We start from the raw sequence: 19,103 nt of genomic DNA on the forward strand, positions 1-19,103 counted from the left end.
CTATATCTTTTAAAAACCAACTTCTACTGAGAATAAAACCGATGTAGGTCGTGGGTACGGACTCATATCGAGACCTGGGGCTAAGCGAGCAATAGTTCCATAGCCCGTATTGGCTTCGGGGTCAAACCCTGAATAACGCGTCCAGAGTGCAAGATTGGTACCGGTAACGCCTACACGCAATTTGTTAAGTTTGTAAGGCTCTAACACTTCTTTAGGCAAGTTGTAACTAAGAGTAACAGTTTGCAAACGCAAGAAAGAACCGTCTTCTACCAAGTCGCTACGGAAAGCGTTTTCAGCCCAGAAACCACCTCCAAAGAGCGGGAAGTTACGGTCGGGGTGTGCTTCTGACCACACGTTGTTATAAACGCTTTGTGTGATATTGTCGATATTCTTAGTGCCTGTGAGGTAGTAAGCATTACCGTTTACTACATCATTGCCATACGACCAACGCAAGAAAGCGTACAATTCCCAACCTTTATAGGAGAAAGTGTTACCTATACCACCCGTGTGCAACGGGTTTACATCGGCTACGGGCACACGGTCGTTAGTATCGATTACACCATCGTGGTTGATGTCTTTCACACGCAAACCGCCTAAAGCGACGTTAGGCCCTGGTTGTGCATTATCCACTTCGTTTTGGTTGTGGAATACACCATCGGCTACATAACCATAATAGATACCTACCGGCATACCTACACGCAAGAGCACATCACTTTTGATTTTGGAGTTGATGCCACGGTCGTAAAACTGTTGATACTGACCTTCGTCTAATGAAAGGATTTTGTTTCGGTAGAAAGAAATATTGAAATCAGTTGTCCATTTGAAATCGCCTTCACGCAACCATTGTGCATTGAAGCTCACTTCGAGACCTTTGTTTTCCATTGAACCTGCATTCTTCCACGCTTTTTGGAATCCCGAAGTAGAAGGGATATTCACTTCCAAAAGCATATCGTCTATGCGTTTGTAATACAATTCAGTAGAAAGGGTGTAACGGTTTTTGAGGAAGGACAAATCTAAACCGATATTGTATTGCTTTTGGCTTTCCCATTTAAGGTTGTCGTTAGCAATATTGCTGGTATAACGACCGATTTCCACTTTGTTACCGTCCAATACTACTTTGTTTTTAGCGAGTTGTGCTAAAGATTGGTAAGATGGGATTTGGTTGTTACCTGTCATACCGAAACTACCGCGCAAACGCAAGTTGGAAATAGCTTCTATTTTCTTGATAAAGTCTTCTTCGTGAGCATTCCAAGCCAAAGAAACGGCAGGGAAGTAACCGTATTTGTTATTCTTACCAAATTTAGAAGAACCATCAGCACGCAAAGAAGCGTTGAGCACATACTTGTTGTTATAACTATAAGTAGCCCTACTGATGTACGATACCAATTGGTTGCCATCATAAGTGTACAAAGGTGCGTAGGTTACTAACCCTTGGTTGATACCCCAAATACCTTGTTTGGTATCCTCGAAGTTAGTAGACTTATTGTAAGTATAATCTGTCCAATACTTATTGGCTTCAAAAGCGCCCATTATAGAAAAATAGTGTTTATTGATGCTCTTAGAGTATTGCAAACGGGCTTCATATACCCAGCTGTTCTCATTGCGATGAGAGAGTTCCATACGTCCGCGTTCTGACTGTCCGAACCAAGTGTCAGGTCCCCAAAAACGGTCTTGACCAATAGTGTGTAAACGGTAAGAAGCACTGGTGTTAAAAGTCAAATCTTTAAGCAGTTGATAGCTGAGGTATACATTGGCGTTGAGCTCGTTGTATTTGGTGTTGATATCCACTTGGTCTACCGCTACCTTAGGGCTCATCGTACGAATGTTAGGATAGCTCATCAGGGTACCAAAACCAGGGTAGTCTAAGAAAGGAGAAGTTTGCAAAGCTTTGAGAACCACTCCATTTTGAGACCAATCGCTTACGGGATTTTTATCCTTAGAAACGGCATAAGAGAGGTTGATACCTGCATTCATCTTATCGTTAATCTTCTGAGAGAGGTTGAGACGAGAAGTGAAGCGGTTGAAAGCAGAACGCTTGATAAGTCCTTCTTGGTTCAGATAACCCACTGAAAGCATATAGCGGGTTTGGTCGGTACCACCCGTGATACTACCGTTAGCTTCGTTTTTGGTACCTGTTTGGGTAACTTCTTTCAGCCAATCTTTTACGGCAGGGTGATTCCAGCCTTTTTCGGCAATCATTCGTTGCCAAAAGTCTATTTGAGGTTGATTGCCCCAAGTGCCATAATCAAGCATTTTGTGAGCGTAATCTTCAGCGCTGAGCACCTTCAAAGGGATATTAGGCATCATATCAATAGAACTTGCATAACTGAAATTGAATTTTGGTTTGGCGAGCTCTTTTCCTTTTTTGGTGGTGATAAGCACTACCCCATTAGAACCGTTAGACCCGTAGATAGCTGCTGCGGCGGCATCTTTGAGGATTTCCATTGACTCGATATCGTTAGGGTTTAAGCTGAGTAGCGGATTGGTAGCCACATCTTCATTGGTGTTGGTTACCCTTTGAGTAGGCATTGGCACCCCATCAATAACAAAGAGCGGTTGCGTACCTCCTGTGATGGAGTTCACCCCGCGAATTCTAAATGTGAGTCCGCTGGAAGCAGAACCATCGGAAGAGATGATTTGCACCCCACTCACTTTACCTTGCAACGCTTGCAATACCTGCGACGGACTGCTTTGGGCAATATCTGCCATCTTCACCGAAGCTACTGCCGTAGAGATATCGCTTTTGCGCTGTGTACCGTACCCTACAAGCACTACCTCATCAATCTGAGTGACCTCAGGTTCGAGAGATACATTGAAAGTACGTGTTTTACCTACGGCTATGGTTTTGGAGCGATAGCCCATAAAGCTCACTACTATTTTATCGGTAGGAGCTACACTTAGGGAGAAGTGCCCTTCAAAATCAGTAGCCGTACCTGAATGCGCGTGCTCTATAGCAACGCTTGCACCAGGGAGGGGTTGTTTGTTTTCATCGGTAACTACCCCCGTAATAGTTACTTTTTGCGCCAGCATTGGGATACTGAACAGCAAAATACAAATGCTAATGATGCTTTTCATTATATAAAATTTAAAGTTTTTTCTTTGGGACAAAATTAAGGAATACTTAACAAAAAGCACTTTACTTATTGTACATTTTTCTTTACTAAAAGTTATTTTTCTGGTAAAAACGTAAGTAATCAATAAGTTAACGTGAGCTCAACGTAAGAAATATCGTAGTATTTATGTTACGAAAAATATACAGAATAGAAGCACAAGGACTTTATAAAAGGAAATAAAAAGGAATTATAAGTAACCAGTAAAAGTGTTTTTTGGTTGAAAAGAGCTTGGGTTAGCTTATAGAGAGCTTATAGGAAGCTTATACGAATCTTGGACGATTGGTATAGAAAGGGTGTATAAGTAGTTGATTAATACTATAATACAACGATTAAAAAGTGCTAAAAATGAGGTTTCGAGGCGAAAGAAAGAGGAATAGGCAATAGGCCTTAGGCCATAGGCAATAGGAGGGAGTATGACGGAAAAGGGGGAATGTAGCGACTCACTTATTCGGTAAGCCCCCGAACCCCCGAAGGGGGACAAGCTGGAAAAGGTGACAAACCTCTCTCTTTACACATACCCAGCTGTTGCTGGCTACTTTCAAAGGGGGAGTGTAGGGACGAATGAAGAGAGACGAATGACGAAGAAATGACGGTACGAGATACACAGGCGGATAAAATTAGTAAATGAGTTAATTAGCAAATTAGCAAATGGGGGCGGGAGAATTAAATAATGTAGATTTAGAGAGCTTATAGAAAAGACGAACAAAGAATGAACAAAGAACGAACAATGAGTGGGTCTACAGTGGCTCTACAGTGGCTCTACAACGAACAAAAGACGAACAAAAGACGAACAAAAGACGAACAAAAGACGAACAAAAGACGAACAAAAGACGAACAAAAGACGAACAAATGATGAACAAAAGACGAAGAAAAAGTGAAGGTAAGTTAAAGCTAAGATAGGGATATGAAGAAAGTTCGGTTGTATTTATCAATGCAAAAAAAAGGGGATACCAACGCAAAAGCGAAAGTATCCCTTTTTTTAATATATTTAATGATTAAAAATCGATAGAGGTATCGTCTTCTCCAGAGTCTTCTTCTTTCTCCTTGCTACAATCTATTTGGATTTGTACATTCTGAGGTGCAGGGAATGCAGCTTTGGAAACAGCTAAGTCAGCATCGGCATAACACTTTTTCATATAGTATCCCCAAATAGGTAGAGCCATTGTAGCCCCTTGTCCATAAGCCATACTACGGAAGTGTACTGCACGGTCTTCGCCCCCTACCCATACGCCTGTTACAAGATTAGGCACCATTGCGACAAACCAACCATCGCTGTTGTTTTGGGTAGTACCGGTTTTACCAGCTATGGCATTGGTAAATTGGTAAGGATAGCCAGTCATCACATTTTTATATACAGTGTTGTAACTATCAGCTCCTTTGGTACGTAATCTCGCTCCTGAACCGTAGCGAGTAACACCTTCCAAAAGATTTACTACCGCACGAGCTACTTCGGCATTTACTACATCGTGCGTTTCAGGAGTATTTTCGAAGAGTACTGTACCGTTTTTATCTTCAATACGGGTAATCAGTACAGGTTTTACATATACGCCTTCATTGGCAAAAGTGCCGTAAGCACCTACCATTTGGAAAACAGTGGCATCGGCAGTACCTAAGGCGATGGAAGGAGCTTGAGGCATATTGGAAGTAATTCCTAACTTTTTCACTAAGTTAATGACAGGAAGAGGCCCTACTTTATCCATTAAATTCACCGTAATAGAATTCACAGAGTTTGCTAATGCATATTTGAGAGTCATCATCTTACCGGTAAAGTTACCTGTGGAGTTACGCGGGCACCACGCTTGTAGGTTACCATATTTATGGGCTTCTACACAAGTTTGTATATCGGGCAACTCTAAACAAGGAGAATAGTGAAGCTGGTCAATAGCTGTGGCATAAACAAAAGGTTTGAAGGTAGACCCAGTTTGGCGAGCTCCTTGTATGACTTGGTCGTACTGGAAATGTTTGTAGTTAATACCACCAACCCAAGCCTTGATATGCCCTGTTTGGGGTTCCATAGACATCATTCCTGTGCGCAAAAAAGCCTTGTAGTACAGTATAGAATCGCGAGGGGTCATTACAGTGTCTTTCTCGCCTTTCCAACTGAATACGCGCATATCGGTCTTTTTATAGAAAGAGTCGCGGATTTCCTTTTCAGAATAGCCTAAATACTTTAAGTGAGCCCAGCGATTAGAGTTTTTCATTGCCTTTTCAATCAGGGCTGCGTACTCATCTTTTGAGACCTTCACGAAAGGGAACATAGGGTTCTTTTTAGGGTTATTTTCGGCGTCGAAAGCCTTTTGTAGTCGTTGCATATGAGCTTTAACGGCAGCCTCAGCATAGGCTTGCATCTTAGAATCGATAGTAGTGTAGACTTTTAGTCCATCGAGGTATAAGTTGTGCTTGGTACCGTCTGGCTTAGGATTGTTTTCAATCCAGGTTTTCATATAAGTGCGCAAGTATTCGCGGAAATAGGTAGCCAAACCGTCGTTATGGCTCTCAGGGGTAAATTTAATTTTTAAAGGCAGTTTTTGTAGAGAGTCTTTTTCCTCTTGAGTAATGTAATTGTTCTTTGCCATTTGGGCAAGTACTACATTACGCCTATTGGTGACGCCTACTTTATTTTTCACTGGATTATAAAGAGCGGAGTTTTTAAACATTCCGACCAGCATTGCCCCCTCTTCTATCTTGAGGTTTTTAGGTTCTTTATCGAAGTAAATTTTGGCAGCTGAGCGTATACCATCGGCATTGTTATTAAAGTCGTAGACATTAAAGTACATTGCCAATATTTCTTCTTTGGTATATTGTTTCTCGAGACGAGTAGCAATAACCCATTCTTTTATCTTTTGAGTATAACGCCCTAAGCCTCTTTTCTTTTCTTTATGGAAGAGCTGTTTAGCCAACTGTTGGGTAATAGTTGAAGCCCCTCCTCTGCTACCAAAGAAAAACATTGCGCGCAAGGTGCCACGTACATCGATGCCTGAATGCTCATAAAAGCGTTCGTCTTCAGTAGCAATAAGCGCATCGACTAATGATTTGGGCAAATCTTTAAACTTAATAGGAGTGCGATTCTCGTCTAAATAGAATTTTCCTAAGGATTTACCATCGGCGGTAATTATTTCGGTAGCTAAATTGGTTTCGGGATTTTCTAAGTGTTTGAAGTCAGGCATCTCGCCTAATAGTCCCAAAGACGCTGATAAGAACAGCAACATAATTGCTACAATTCCACCAGCAAAGATATACCAAAACCATTTTACGACGGGGCTTATACCCTTTTTGGTTTCACTATTGTTTTCTGTGTCGTTTGTTTTTTTCATATCTTATTTATTAGTTTATCAATGAAAGTTTACTTTCTGTTTTTTACTTCCTCAACTCTTAATCCTACTTCAGTAATTCCTTTGAGCACAGGCACGCCATTGTTATCGCCTATTTTTCGCATTGCTTGTTCTATTTTTATGAGATATTTACCTTTAGTAGGGAATGTGAAATTCTCTTTATACCACAATTTACTCTCTTTTACGGCTGAATAGCCATAGCCTAACCATTTACCTTCGGGGGTGGCCATTTCGTACTCCAAAGTGTCTACAATTACTTTATTGCTGTTAGGCAATTCCATTTTAGTAATGAGAAACAGATTGCTGAACTCATAATGTTCGTCATTTCGGAGCATTATAAAAAGGTTCTTCTTTGCTACTGTGTCGTTTTCTTCTAATTCAAAAAACATAGGTTTATGCTGTTCCCAACCATTGGGTAGGGAAACATATTGGCTATATTCCACCCCACTATGGCAAGAAATAAGCAAGGTAAAGAAGGTTAGCAGGCTAAGAATTCTCATCTTTCGGTGTATTGTCGTTATTATTAACTTTTTGTTTGTTTTTATAATTAGGGTTCTTTTTGTTATTCCCATTGGTATAATGAGTATTTTTAGGTTTCGCTTGTGGCTTTTGAGCTTGTTTTTCGTTTGCTACTTCTGCATTGTTATTGTTTTTCTTAGCTCCTTGATTGGACTGTGATTTCAGTTGTTTAGAGGAGTTATTATTGTTACTTTGAGCAGATTTAGCATTCTTTTGACCTCCTTTATTGTTGCGTTTGTTCTTTTTACGCTTAGGAGTATCGAAACGGGTGATGCTATCTTCTTCTACCGGAGCGAGTTCAATGCCCTCGTATACTGAGGTACTCTTACGAGAAGACAAATCGGTTATAATGGCGTATTCTTCGAGTTCCTCGATAGGTTCGCCGTTTTTATTGATTTCTAAGATTTCTTTTACACTATCTACAGATAGTTTGTGCCAAGTAATAGGGTTTTCATCATAAGTGAACCACATTAATCGCTTAAAGATGTCTATCTTTTGACAAGTAGCCATACCGCGTTGTGTATGGAGTTTTGTATCGGTTCTTGGGAAGTCTTGCAGAGCATCTAAATAAGTATCGAGCTCAAAGTTCAAGCAACATTTTAGCTTACCACATTGCCCTGCTAATTTCTGTGGATTTAAAGAGAGTTGCTGATAGCGGGCAGCCGAAGTAGAAACACTTCTAAAATCGGTAAGCCAAGTAGAGCAACACAATTCGCGTCCACAAGAGCCTATACCGCCCAAGCGAGCTACCTCTTGACGGAAACCTATCTGGCGCATTTCTATACGCACTGAAAAGGCTTTTGCCATATCCTTAATGAGTTGGCGGAAATCTACGCGTCCTTCAGCTGTATAATAGAAAGTAGCCTTAGAGCCATCCCCTTGAAATTCGACATCTGAGATTTTCATTTCGAGTCCTAAGGCAATAGCTAGCTCGCGTGATTGTTTTTGTACTTCAATCTCTTTGGCACGTGACTGTTGCCATACATCTATATCGTGCTGATTGGCTTTGCGGTATACGCGGGGCAAGTCGCCTTCCCAATCTATTTTTCGCTTCTTCATTTGCGAACGCACCAACTCACCTGTGAGCGTTACTACCCCCACATCGTGACCTGAGGGAGCTTCGGTAGCCACGACATCTCCTATTTGCAGAGGGAGCTTGTCTACATTGCGGAAGTATTCCTTCCGACTGTTTTTAAAACGTACTTCCACGCAGTCGAAAAACTCTTGTCCACCAGCTAATTGAGTATTAGCAAGCCAATCGAACACTGAGAGCTTTACACTCCCAAAGCTACTGGCTCGACAGTTGGATATACACCCTTTTTTTGTATGATTGATTGTGCAACTATTGCAACTCATTTTCCTGTTTATTATGTTAATAGTGTTTAGGTAACATACTACCTCAATCGGCAAAAATACAAAAAAATATAATTAGAGCAACAATGTTTAGTGATTATTTTCTTTATTTTTAGGATTATTACCTTAATATAGTCTGTTATTTTAGCTTTATAGACAGTATTTCTAAAAGAGATTTTACAGTAGGAATAGGAGAGAGGATTATATTTTTAGTTTGGTTTTTAAATCTGTTTTTTACGGCTTCGGCGGTAGTTTTACCTATACAAAATATTTGTTGTTCAGCTGTGAGGGTGTTGCACGAGCAGTAGCTTTCTACTCCCGACGGACTGTAAAAGAGAATAGCACTTGCGTTCTCTTTTATCTCAATAGGAGTATATTCAGTTTTATAAGCGGTGATTTCTTTTACTTTTAAATTGTTTTCAACAAAGAAGTTGGGGAGGGTATTAAGGCGTTGAGTACCTGCAAAGAATGCGATAGAGGTAAGTTTTTTTAAGGAAGCTAAGTTTTGCTGTAAATGTTGAACCAAATCAGAGGCATAGTGGGCAAAATGCAATACATTAAAACCGTTTTGAGTGAGTAGTTGTTGAGTTTGCTCACCTACACAAAGAACAGGAGTCTCTTTTAAGGTAGTTGCCAAAGGGTGTCTTGATAGGCTCTTCACTGCATTTTGACTGGTAACAATGAGCAAGTCGTAGGGCGGTGTGAGGCTCATTGTTATAGGGCTTACGGTGATAAAGTTGTGTTCGATGAGGTGTATAGGAAGAACTGAAAGGATTGCTTTCTGTTCTTGGGATAAGACTTTTGTAGAGACGATGGTTTTCATATTTGTTATTTAATAAAAAAACTCGGTGAGTATTGCTACGCACCGAGTTTGGTAATGTTAAAGAGGGGTTCCTTCGTTGGTTTTGAAGCGATACTCTAAATAAGTATAGGCATCGCGCGGTAGGATTTTTATCCATCGCTTGTATTTCAAGAACCACTTGAAACGGATAGAGCTAAAGAGCCCTTTGGTTAAATAAGCAGCTATAAAAGGGTGCGCATTTAGCACGATGCGTCCTTTATAGGCTTCCTCCTTAATAATGCTTTCAAGTTCTATATTGATTTTATCAATTAGAACGATAGGCGCTTCGATTTCGCCTTCTTTGCTTGGATTCTCTTCTTTTGTTTTGATGTTTAGTTCTTGGCGCACTCGCTGGCGTGTGATTTGTATCAGACCGAACTTGCTCGGAGGCAAGATTTTGTGTTTAGCACGGTCTTCAGCCATTTCGTTGCGCAAGTGGTCGAATAATACACGGCGGTTTTCGCTATTGCCCATATCGATAAAATCGACAACGATGATACCACCCATATCGCGCAATCGGAGTTGTCGTGCGATTTCGGTAGCAGCGATGAGGTTTACGGATAGCGCGGTGGTTTCTTGGTCGTTATTTTTATTGGAATGGTTGCCACTGTTTACGTCTATCACGTGTAAGGCTTCGGTGTGTTCTATTACGAGGTAAGCTCCTTTTGGCATCGATACGGTGCGACCGAAAGCCGTTTTGATTTGTCGTTCGATATGGAACTTTTCGAATATAGGCACTGATGAGTGATAGAGTTTTACGATATTCTCTTTCTCAGGAGCAATTTCTTGTACGTATTTTTTTATCTGTTCATAGAGTTGCTCATTATCTACGTGAATACCTGTAAAGGAATCGTTGAACATATCGCGGAGGATAGCCCCCGTTTTGTTCACTTCACTCATTACCTTAGAGGGAAAAACCGCTTTTTGAATTTTTCGGCACATCAAAACCCAACGATTGAAGAGACTTTGCAAATCCTTGTCGAGTTCCGCTACTTTTTTACCTTCGGCTACGGTGCGTACAATCACACCAAAACCTTTGGGTTTAATGCCTTGCAAGAGTTTACGCAAGCGTTCTTTCTCGGCTTTACCTTCTATTTTCTGAGAGATAGAAATGCGGTCAGAAAAGGGAACCAACACGAGATAACGACCTGCGATAGAGAGTTCTGAGCTGATACGAGGACCTTTGGTGGAGATAGGTTCTTTTACTATCTGTACCAGTATAGGTTGATTAGGTTTAAGTGTTTCGGCTACAGAACCATTTTTATCGATATCGGGTTCTAAGGGAAAATCTTTAAGAGAAAAGTCTTTTAGTTTTCCTGAGATTACCCATTTAAGGAACTTCAGTAGAGAAGCTAATTGGGGGCCTAAGTCGTGATAATGCAAGAAGGCGTCTTTTTCGTGACCTACGTTTACAAAAGCTGCATTGAGCCCTTGTATAGGTTTGCGCACCTTAGCGAGCATTATATCTCCTACTCCTAAGCCGTTAGTATCTTCTTCTTTATGAAGTTCGATGAGCCTACCGTCTCTGAGCAAAGCAAAATCTACGTAAGAGGAACCAGAACGAATGATTAATTCTTTGTCCACTTTGTTGGATTTTAGTTAAACAATACTACTTTAAAGCGAAAAAGTAGTTAAAAACTACTTTTTCTTTTTGTGGCGATTAGCTCTCGCTCTTTTTTTGCGTTTGTGGTTAGCCACTTTATGTCTTTTTCTTTTTTTTCCGCTTGGCATAACTTAATTATTTAATATATTGTGATTTATTAATACAATGTTATTTTTTCGCTTTTTTATCAGTTTTAGCTACTTTTACCTTAGCTTTAACTCCTTCAACGAATACTTTTGCAGGTTTAAAGGCAGGAATGTTATGAGCGGGAATTTTCAAAGTGGTATTCTTAGAGATGTTACGTCCAGTTTTTTCAGCTCTAGTTTTGATAATAAAGCTACCGAAGCCTCTAAGATATACGTTTTGACCACTTTCTAATGTGTTGATTACTTCGTTCATAAAGTTTTCAACCGTTAGTTGAACGTCGTTTTTATCAAGACCCAACTTGTCGGAAATCTTTGATACAATTTCTGCTTTTGTCATCTTTATATTGTTTTTATTAATAATATTCTCTAAATCCTTTCAGCGTGCAAAGGTACAAATTAATTATTTAATAAACACTATGTTAGAACAACTTTTTTTATTTTTTATTTTTTAGTATCTGATAATTAGCTGTTTAAAACACTGTTTTCTAATATTTTACAATTAAAATATACTTTTGTTATATCGCGGTAGATTTTTATGTTACTGATTGAAAATAAGTTTTAACAATTATCTTTTAACTGTAAGCTGTGCTACGTCGTGCCAAAAAGAAGGATAGGATTTGCTCACAACTTCTTTATCAGCTATTTCGAGGTTAGTTTTTAGCATCAAAGGTGTGAAAGCCATTGCCATTCGATGGTCGTTATAGGTAGCAATGCTAATACCAGAGCGCAAGTGTGGGCAAGGTGCTAAATGCAAGCTGTCGTGAGTAGTACTTACATCGGCTCCTAACTTTCTCAGTTCGGTTTGTAGTGCTTGAAGACGGTCGGTTTCTTTGATTTTAAGAGTGTGTAAGCCTGTTAAATGGCACTCTAAGCCCATTGCTACGCAAGTAACGGCAATGGTTTGTGCTATATCGGGGGTGGCATTTAGGTTATACTCGAAACGCTTTTGTTGAGGTTCAGCTACTTTTTCAATGGTTAATTCATTACCTTTGAATGAGGAGTGCACTCCAAAAAACTCATAAATAGTTTTTAAGGCACTATCACCTTGCAAGCTATGCGATTTAAAATAGGACAATGAAAGGGTGGTGCCTATGGGCGATAAGGCGACAAAAGCATACCAATAGGAGGCGGAAGACCAATCGGATTCTACTTCCCAACTGTTATGTAGTAAGTTTTTTCCGTTCATTGTGTTTACCTTTATAGTATTAGCTTTGAACAACACTTGCTCTTGTCCTATGCAATGAGCTAAGAGATTGGTAGTCATTTTTAAGTAAGGCAGAGAGGTAACTTCGCCTTCCAAATGCAAAGTGAGTCCGTTAGGCAAAGCAGGAGCAATAAGCAATAAAGCTGAGCTGTACTGACTACTGACGTTACCTTGGATATGTATTTCGTTGTTAATAAGCTTTTTCCCCCTTATATATATAGGTGGAAATCCTTCTTTTTCAGTATATGTAATATCGGCACCTAACTGTTGTAATGCATTTACTAATAGGTTTATGGGTCTTTCTTTCATTCGGGGAGAACCTGTGAGAAGCACTTCTTTGCCCTGCTGTATTGCAAAATAAGCGGTGAGAAAGCGCATTGCAGTACCTGCGTGATGAATGTCTACAACTTCTGTGTGAGAGCTAAGAGCTTGTTGTAGCAGTAGGGTATCATCGGCAGTGGAGAGGTTTTGCACAGTGAGTTCAGGGAAGAGCGCTTGCAATATAAGCACTCTATTGCTTTCGGACTTGGAGCCTGAGAGCAACAAATGTTTTCCTGACTGTAATGTGGAATGAGGTAATTGTATGTTCATAAGGTAAAAGATTAATGGTTAATGGTTAATGGTTAATGCGCGATAGGTGTTTAATAGGGTGCAAAGGTAGGGAATAATGTTGATAATGCCAAAAATGCCAAAAATGCCAAAAATACCAGGAATGCCAAAAATACCAGGAATGCCAAAAATACCAGGAATGCCAATAATGCCATAATTAACTTTGCCAAAGTTTTTGCCTGTGAGGCTCGCACCTTTGGCAAAGTTTGAGATGGAAAAGCGATGTGTTGAGACTGTTAGGAGGATTCGGAAGGAAACGGAAAAGTTCGGAAGGGAGTTGAGAGGAATTTTGGTGAAAAAAGGGTGTAAGGAGGGTGGGGTTAGCTTATAGAGAGCTTATAGAGAGCTTATAGAGAGCTTATAGGAAGCTTATACGAATCTTGGACGATTGGTATAGAAAGGGTATATAAATAGTTGACTCATAATATAATACAACAAGGCTAAAAACGGTAAAAACGGGGTTTCGAGGCGAAAGAAAGAGGAATAGGTGATAGGTCTTAGGCCATAGGCAATAGGGGATAACATTCCTCTTTACACATACTCCGCTCTCGCGGACTTCCTTCAAAGGAGAAAATTGTGGCGAGTCATTTATTCGGTAAGCCCCCGAACCCCCGAAGGGGGACAAGCTGGAAAAGGTGACAAACCTCCCCCTTTACACATACCCAGCTTTCGCGGGGCATATATCCAGCTATTGCTGGCTACCTCGGAAAAGGAGAGTGTGGTGACGGGGAAGTGAAAGAAACCTCCCCCTAGCCCTCTCAAAGAGGGGGAATGTGGCGAGTCATTTATTTGGTAAGCCCCCGAACCCCCGAAGGGGGACAAGCTGGAAAAGGTGACAAACCTCACCTTTTACACATACTCCGCTATCGCGGAGCATATATCCAGCTATTGCTGGCTACTTCGGAGAGGGGGAATGTAGCGAAGGGAAAACAAAGAAATGACGAATAGCGAGAGACGAATGGTGAAGGTAATGTGAGGGTGTAGCACGACGGGTAGAGACGAGCTGCACGGGCAGTTAGTAGTGAATTGGCAGAAGGGTAGTGGAGAAAATAGTTCTTTTGTACACTCAGACTTGTGGATAAGTAGCACTTGTGAGATGAATTTGATGGTTGAATTGAGGTTAAGATGAAAATAAGATGAAGAGAAGGGGAGGAGATGATATTGTATAGGAGGGGTTGGATTGAGGAATGATAGTGTGTAAAAAGTTACATATTTACACGTTTTGTGTATAACTACACACTTTGTATACAGGTTACGCACGGGATACTAACAAGTTATCAACAGGTTGTTAATAACTTATTATATTGATAATAAGTGTTTTAATGTAGTTATGAACAGATTTTCGGTATTTTGGCACGGAATTTTCTATATAGTAGGCGTAAGTTGATAAAACTTATTGTGCATAGTAATAAAATAAATGATTTGTCACAAACAGAAAATGGTTAAAAATTAAATTACTGAAAAAATTGCTAAAAGAAACATTGTTAGATAAGAATCATTAAACAAAACTGTTGTTAAAAATTAAATTTCATTTCATTGTGTTGTTGGGAAACAACTTTTATATTAAGAACATTGCTAAAATTTTAATTGTTTAAACACAATCATTTATTAAACTATTTTAAGACATTCCTTTAAGTTTAGCCAAGCTAGCTTAAAGTACTAACAAATATTGGGAGTTAGTAGTAGTATTTATATTATATGCATTGAAGAAAGACTTTCTTGAAAAAAGAAAGTCTTTTTTTATTAATATAGTATGTTTATTAGAAAAGTTTTGTATATTTGCAAAATTTTTGTCCTGTTTTAAAGAGCGCTTTTTAAACGCACAAAGCTGATGTTCATATTTTTATCATATGATGATAAGTGAGGAAGCAGCAAAAAACAATATATTTTTTAATTTAAAAAGACATATATAAAGTATGAAGAATCCAATTCTTTTAGTAGAAGATGATGTAGTTTTCTCCAAAATGTTAGGTAAATTTTTGGAGCGCAATGGATATGAAGTAGTAAGATGTTATAATTTAGAAGAAGCGGAGAAAAGCCTAAATGCATCGCTAAGTTTAGTATTCACTGATTTACGTCTGCCCGATGGTGACGGTATCAATTTCTTGAAAAAGGTGAAAGAAGTATATCCAGATTTGCCTGTAGTGGTAATGACCAGCTATGCGGAAGTATCGACTGCGGTAGAGGCAATGAAATTGGGTGCTTTTGATTATATATCGAAACCGTTCCAACAAGAGGACGTACTGAATGTTATTAAGAATGCGCAAAGCAGTACGCGTACGGCTTCGTTACCTAAGAAGGAAAATGTGAAGGCGTACAACAGCCCTGGCAAAGCTGCTCAGCCTGTTGTTACTAACGAAAATTCATATATAGAAGGTGTAAGTGCCGCTTCTAAAAAGCTGAATAAGTTTATCAGTTTGGTAGCCCCTACGGATATGTCGGTACTCATTACCGGTGAAAGTGGTACGGGTAAAGAGGTGATAGCCAAATCTATTCACTTGAAAAGTGAGCGTCGTAACAAGCCTTTTATTGCGGTGGACTGCGGTGCCATTCCTAAAGAAATTGCATCGAGTGAGTTCTTCGGTCACGTAAAGGGTTCGTTTACGGGAGCAATTACCGATAAAAAAGGACACTTTGAAGAAGCAAATGGTGGTACTATTTTCCTTGATGAGGTAGGAAACCTAAGCTATGACAACCAAATACAGTTGCTACGTGCCCTACAAGAGCGCCGTATTAAACCTATTGGTAGTTCTAAGGAAATAGAAGTTGATATTCGTGTATTGGCAGCTACCAACGAAGATTTATTGGCAGCAGTAGGAAAAGGAGAGTTTCGCGAAGACCTTTATCACCGATTGAACGAGTTTTCGATAAAAGTACCTTCGCTAAGTGAGCGCAAAGACGACTTGATGATATTTGCTTCATACTTCTTGGAAAAAGCAAATGAAAAGCTACATAAGAACGTACAAGGGTTTACTGAAAAAGCGGTACAAAAGATGCTTTTATACACTTGGGGAGGTAACTTGCGCGAACTATCGAACACGGTGAAACGCGCTGCCCTACTCACACAAGGTGATTATATTACCGAAAATGAGTTGCCAGAGCCTGTAATTACTGAAACACGCCATTTCCCTACAGAGCGTTTTTCTTTTTCAACCAAAGAAAACGAGCGTGAACTCATTATTAGTGCGCTACACGAGACCCATAATAATAAAACAGAAGCAGCTAAGCTGTTAGGCTTTACACGTAAAACACTTTACAACAAACTTAAAGCCTATAACATAGACGAATTTTAATAGGTAAGAGGTAAGAGGTAACAAGGTAAAAGGCAAGTAAAACGCCTCTTATCTGTTATTTTTTACCTTTTACTTTTTATCTTAAAAAATGAGAAAGACTTATTTACTAATTACTTTTTTAAACTTATCACTATTTACTACACTTGCCCAAAATAAATCTCCTTTAACAACTACCGATGCCCAAGCGCAACAGCAGTGGGTGAACGACACTTATAACAAAATGAGCCTTGATGAAAAGATTGGGCAACTGTTTATGGTATCGGTATTTTCAAGCCATATAGGCACAAAAAAAGCCGAAGAGGTAAAAGACTTCATAAAGAAATACTACATTGGAGGGATTATCTTCTCCAAAGGAGGACCGAAGCGTCAGGCAAAGCTCACCAATGAATACCAAGCACTCTCTAAAATTCCGCTTTTTATGGCAATGGATGCCGAGTGGGGATTGGCGATGCGCTTGGACTCTACTTATGCTTACCCGTGGAATATGACCCTTGGGGCAATCAAAGATAACTATCTTGTAGAACGTACCGGTAGACGTATAGGGTTACACTGCAAGCAATTGGGTATGCAGTTTAACTTTGCTCCTGATATTGATATTAACACAAATCCGAATAACCCTATTATAGGAAATCGTTCGTTTGGCGAGGATAAAGAGAATGTAACCCAAAAAGGGCTTGCTTTTACTCGCGGAATGCAGTCGGTAGGGGTGCTGGGCAGTGCCAAACACTTTCCTGGTCACGGTGATACTTCTAAAGATTCTCATAAAACTTTACCGCTTGTATCTTTCGCTGCTAACCGTATTGACGAGGTAGAACTTTACCCTTTTAAAGCCCTCATCAGAGAAGGAATAGCGAGCATAATGGTAGGGCATCTCAATATTCCTTCCTTAGAACCTAAAACAGGGTTACCTTCCTCGTTATCAAGTGCTATTATCACTGATTTACTCAAAAAGAAATTAGGCTATCAAGGGCTTATCTTTACCGATGCACTTGGTATGAAAGGGGTATCGGAATACTTGCCCGTAGGCGAAGTGGAAGTAGAAGCCTTCTTGGCGGGTAACGATATTTTGCTGATGCCAGCTAATGTAGCTAAGGGTTTTGAGGCAATGAAGAAAGCCTACCAGAACAAACGCATCAGTGAGGAACGCTTAGCACATTCAGTAAAGAAAATACTAATGGCTAAATACAAAGTGGGGCTCACATCTTTTAAACAGCTAGACGAAAGCACTGTAACCTCTACCTTGCACACAATAGAAGACGATTTGCTCACTGAGGAACTGTTTGAAAATGCGATTACGGTAGGGCAAAACAAGGAAAATATACTGCCTATAAAAGACTTGGACAAGCGCAAAATAGCCTATGTGAAGTTTGGCAACGACAGTGGTTGGGCGTTTTATTCCACTTTACGCAAATACGCAGAGACCGTGCTTATTGAGCCTAAGAATGAGGCACAGCTATATGAAGCAGTTGAACCTTTTGACACGATTATCATCGGGTTGCACAAACCAGATAAGACCCCTTGGGACGCATACAAGTTTACAGAGAACGAACTGAAATGGTTAGAGCATATTGCTAAGAAAAAAAAGGTAATCCTCGCAGTGTTTACTCGCCCCTATGCGATGCTCGACGTGAAAAATATAGCTCCTATTAAAGCTATTGTATTTGCTTACCAAAATAACAAAGTAGCCCAAGAGAAAGCCGCTCAGCTCATCTTTGGTGCTATTGAGGGTAAAGGAGTTTTGCCTGTAACAGCACACCCTAACTTACCCGTAGGCACTTCAATTGCTACTCCCAGAATAGGACGCTTAGCTTACGGCTTACCTGAAAGCGTGGGGCTCAATTCTCTTAAACTAAAAGAGATAGACAGTATTGCTCTTGATGCTGTAGCACAAAAGATGACACCCGGGATGCAAGTATTGGTTGCCAAAAGAGGAAAGGTAGTTTATCGCAAGAATTTTGGTACTTTAGATTACAATCCAGCCAATAAAGTGACCGACAACACTATTTACGACCTCGCTTCGCTTACGAAGATATTGGCTACTCTTCCCGAATTGATGCGTCTTTATGTGCGTGGAGATTTCAAACCCGTAGATACTTTTGAGGATTTGCTACCCAAGCTCAAACATACAAACAAGGGAGATTTGGTAATGAAAGATGTGCTCTCGCACTATGCTCAGTTCCAGTCGTGGATTCCTTTTTACCGAAAAACCTTAGACATTGATAAAAAGCCTTCGCCTGAGTATTACAGCACTACCAAAAGTGATTCTTTCCCTACTGAGGTAGCCAAAGACTTATATCTTAGAGAAGGATATGCTGACAGTATTTATAAAACAATTGACGAGAGTGAACTTATCAAAGATAAAAAGTACTTGTATAGCGACCTCCCTTATTATTATTTCAAGAAGTACATAGAAAAAAAAAACAAGAAGCCCCTACAAGAAATCGTTCAGAAGCACTTTTATAGAGGTTTAGGAGCCTACCAGCTTACTTTTCTTCCTTTGCAACGCTTCTCTCCTGTAAATATTGCACCTGCCGAAGATGAAAAGACCTTTCGTTCTCAGGAGCTTCGAGGGTACGTACACGACCAAGGAGCAGCCCTTTTAGGAGGGGTTGGTGGACACGCAGGACTTTTTGGAACTGCCGACGATGTAGCCAAAGTGATGCAAATGTACCTCCAACAAGGGTATTACGGTGGTACGTGGTTCTTGCAACCTCAGGCTATAAAAATCTTCAACACTTGTAACTACTGTCCAGAAGGTAACCGTCGAGGTTTAGGATTTGATAAGCCACAGTTAGGCAAATCAGGTCCTACTTGTGGTTGTGTGCCAATGGATAGCTTTGGACATACCGGTTTTACGGGTACTTTTGCGTGGGCTGACCCCACTAATGAAATAGTAATAGTTATCCTCTCGAACCGCACTTATCCCTCTTCTGACAATAAACTTTTGGTAAACCGATTGGTGCGCCAAAAGATACAAGGAGTGGTGTACCAAGCCCTATCTGCGAATAAAAACTTTTAAAAAGATTTGGTATATAACGAGAAGTTTTAGTACATTTGCGCCACGTTAATTTTTAAAATAGAATTTATTAT

At 40.0% G+C, this 19,103-nt stretch carries 13 protein-coding genes; 5 read left to right on the top strand and 8 right to left on the bottom strand.

Annotated features, from left to right (window positions below; genetic code table 11):
- Nucleotides 1-9: 9 nt before the first annotated feature.
- Entirely contained in the window at nucleotides 10-3,075 is a 3,066-nt protein-coding gene (locus COCH_RS07385; RefSeq protein WP_015782591.1) for a SusC/RagA family TonB-linked outer membrane protein, read from the bottom strand.
- Nucleotides 3,076-3,822: 747 nt separating this feature from the next.
- Here COCH_RS07385 and COCH_RS12185 point away from each other — a divergent pair.
- Nucleotides 3,823-3,966, top strand: coding sequence for a hypothetical protein (locus COCH_RS12185; RefSeq protein WP_167524722.1), 144 nt, complete (start codon nucleotides 3,823-3,825; stop codon nucleotides 3,964-3,966).
- Nucleotides 3,967-4,108: 142 nt separating this feature from the next.
- On the opposite strand, the gene COCH_RS07390 is transcribed toward COCH_RS12185, so the two are convergent.
- The 7 genes from COCH_RS07390 to COCH_RS07420 all read right to left on the bottom strand — a co-directional run bounded on the left by COCH_RS07390 (nucleotide 4,109) and on the right by COCH_RS07420 (nucleotide 12,702).
- Nucleotides 4,109-6,427 (bottom strand): penicillin-binding protein 1A, encoded by a 2,319-nt coding sequence (locus COCH_RS07390; RefSeq protein WP_015782592.1) that lies wholly within the window; start codon nucleotides 6,425-6,427, stop codon nucleotides 4,109-4,111.
- Between the two features lie 29 nt (nucleotides 6,428-6,456).
- On the bottom strand, nucleotides 6,457-6,945 hold the full coding sequence (locus COCH_RS07395) for a gliding motility lipoprotein GldH (RefSeq protein ID WP_009409915.1): 489 nt from the start codon (nucleotides 6,943-6,945) through the stop codon (nucleotides 6,457-6,459).
- Nucleotides 6,932-8,230 carry a PSP1 domain-containing protein gene (locus tag COCH_RS07400; protein WP_041546778.1) on the bottom strand — a complete coding sequence of 433 codons (1,299 nt, stop codon included), beginning with the start codon at nucleotides 8,228-8,230 and terminating at the stop codon, nucleotides 6,932-6,934. The genes COCH_RS07395 and COCH_RS07400 overlap by 14 nt, the downstream gene beginning before the upstream one ends.
- Nucleotides 8,231-8,456: 226 nt before the next feature.
- The gene (locus tag COCH_RS07405) at nucleotides 8,457-9,140 is read right to left on the bottom strand and encodes a uroporphyrinogen-III synthase (RefSeq protein WP_015782594.1); all 684 of its coding nucleotides are present in this window, start codon (nucleotides 9,138-9,140) and stop codon (nucleotides 8,457-8,459) included.
- A gap of 57 nt (nucleotides 9,141-9,197) precedes the next feature.
- Entirely contained in the window at nucleotides 9,198-10,742 is a 1,545-nt protein-coding gene (locus tag COCH_RS07410) for an Rne/Rng family ribonuclease (RefSeq protein WP_002670818.1), read from the bottom strand.
- 187 nt (nucleotides 10,743-10,929) lie between these two features.
- A complete protein-coding gene (locus tag COCH_RS07415; protein WP_002670816.1) occupies nucleotides 10,930-11,244 on the bottom strand; it encodes an HU family DNA-binding protein in 315 nt (104 codons plus the stop codon).
- A 228-nt stretch (nucleotides 11,245-11,472) separates the two neighbouring features.
- Nucleotides 11,473-12,702 carry a 3-phosphoshikimate 1-carboxyvinyltransferase gene (locus tag COCH_RS07420; protein WP_015782595.1) on the bottom strand — a complete coding sequence of 410 codons (1,230 nt, stop codon included), beginning with the start codon at nucleotides 12,700-12,702 and terminating at the stop codon, nucleotides 11,473-11,475.
- A gap of 592 nt (nucleotides 12,703-13,294) precedes the next feature.
- On the opposite strand from COCH_RS07420, the gene COCH_RS12540 reads away from it, so the two are divergent.
- From COCH_RS12540 to COCH_RS07440, 4 genes are all read left to right on the top strand, one after another.
- On the top strand, nucleotides 13,295-13,456 hold the full coding sequence (locus tag COCH_RS12540) for a phosphinothricin acetyltransferase (protein WP_081432982.1): 162 nt from the start codon (nucleotides 13,295-13,297) through the stop codon (nucleotides 13,454-13,456).
- Between the two features lie 35 nt (nucleotides 13,457-13,491).
- Nucleotides 13,492-13,668: a hypothetical protein gene (locus COCH_RS07430; RefSeq protein ID WP_015782596.1), complete on the top strand. Its 177-nt coding sequence runs from the start codon at nucleotides 13,492-13,494 to the stop codon at nucleotides 13,666-13,668.
- A gap of 968 nt (nucleotides 13,669-14,636) precedes the next feature.
- On the top strand, nucleotides 14,637-16,013 hold the full coding sequence (locus COCH_RS07435; protein WP_015782597.1) for a sigma-54-dependent transcriptional regulator: 1,377 nt from the start codon (nucleotides 14,637-14,639) through the stop codon (nucleotides 16,011-16,013).
- Between the two features lie 88 nt (nucleotides 16,014-16,101).
- Complete coding sequence (locus tag COCH_RS07440; RefSeq protein WP_015782598.1) at nucleotides 16,102-19,032, top strand: glycoside hydrolase family 3 N-terminal domain-containing protein; 2,931 nt, start codon at nucleotides 16,102-16,104, stop codon at nucleotides 19,030-19,032.
- Nucleotides 19,033-19,103: the final 71 nt, after the last annotated feature.

The sequence above is a fragment of the Capnocytophaga ochracea DSM 7271 genome (genome assembly GCF_000023285.1).
Classification (GTDB): domain Bacteria; phylum Bacteroidota; class Bacteroidia; order Flavobacteriales; family Flavobacteriaceae; genus Capnocytophaga; species Capnocytophaga ochracea.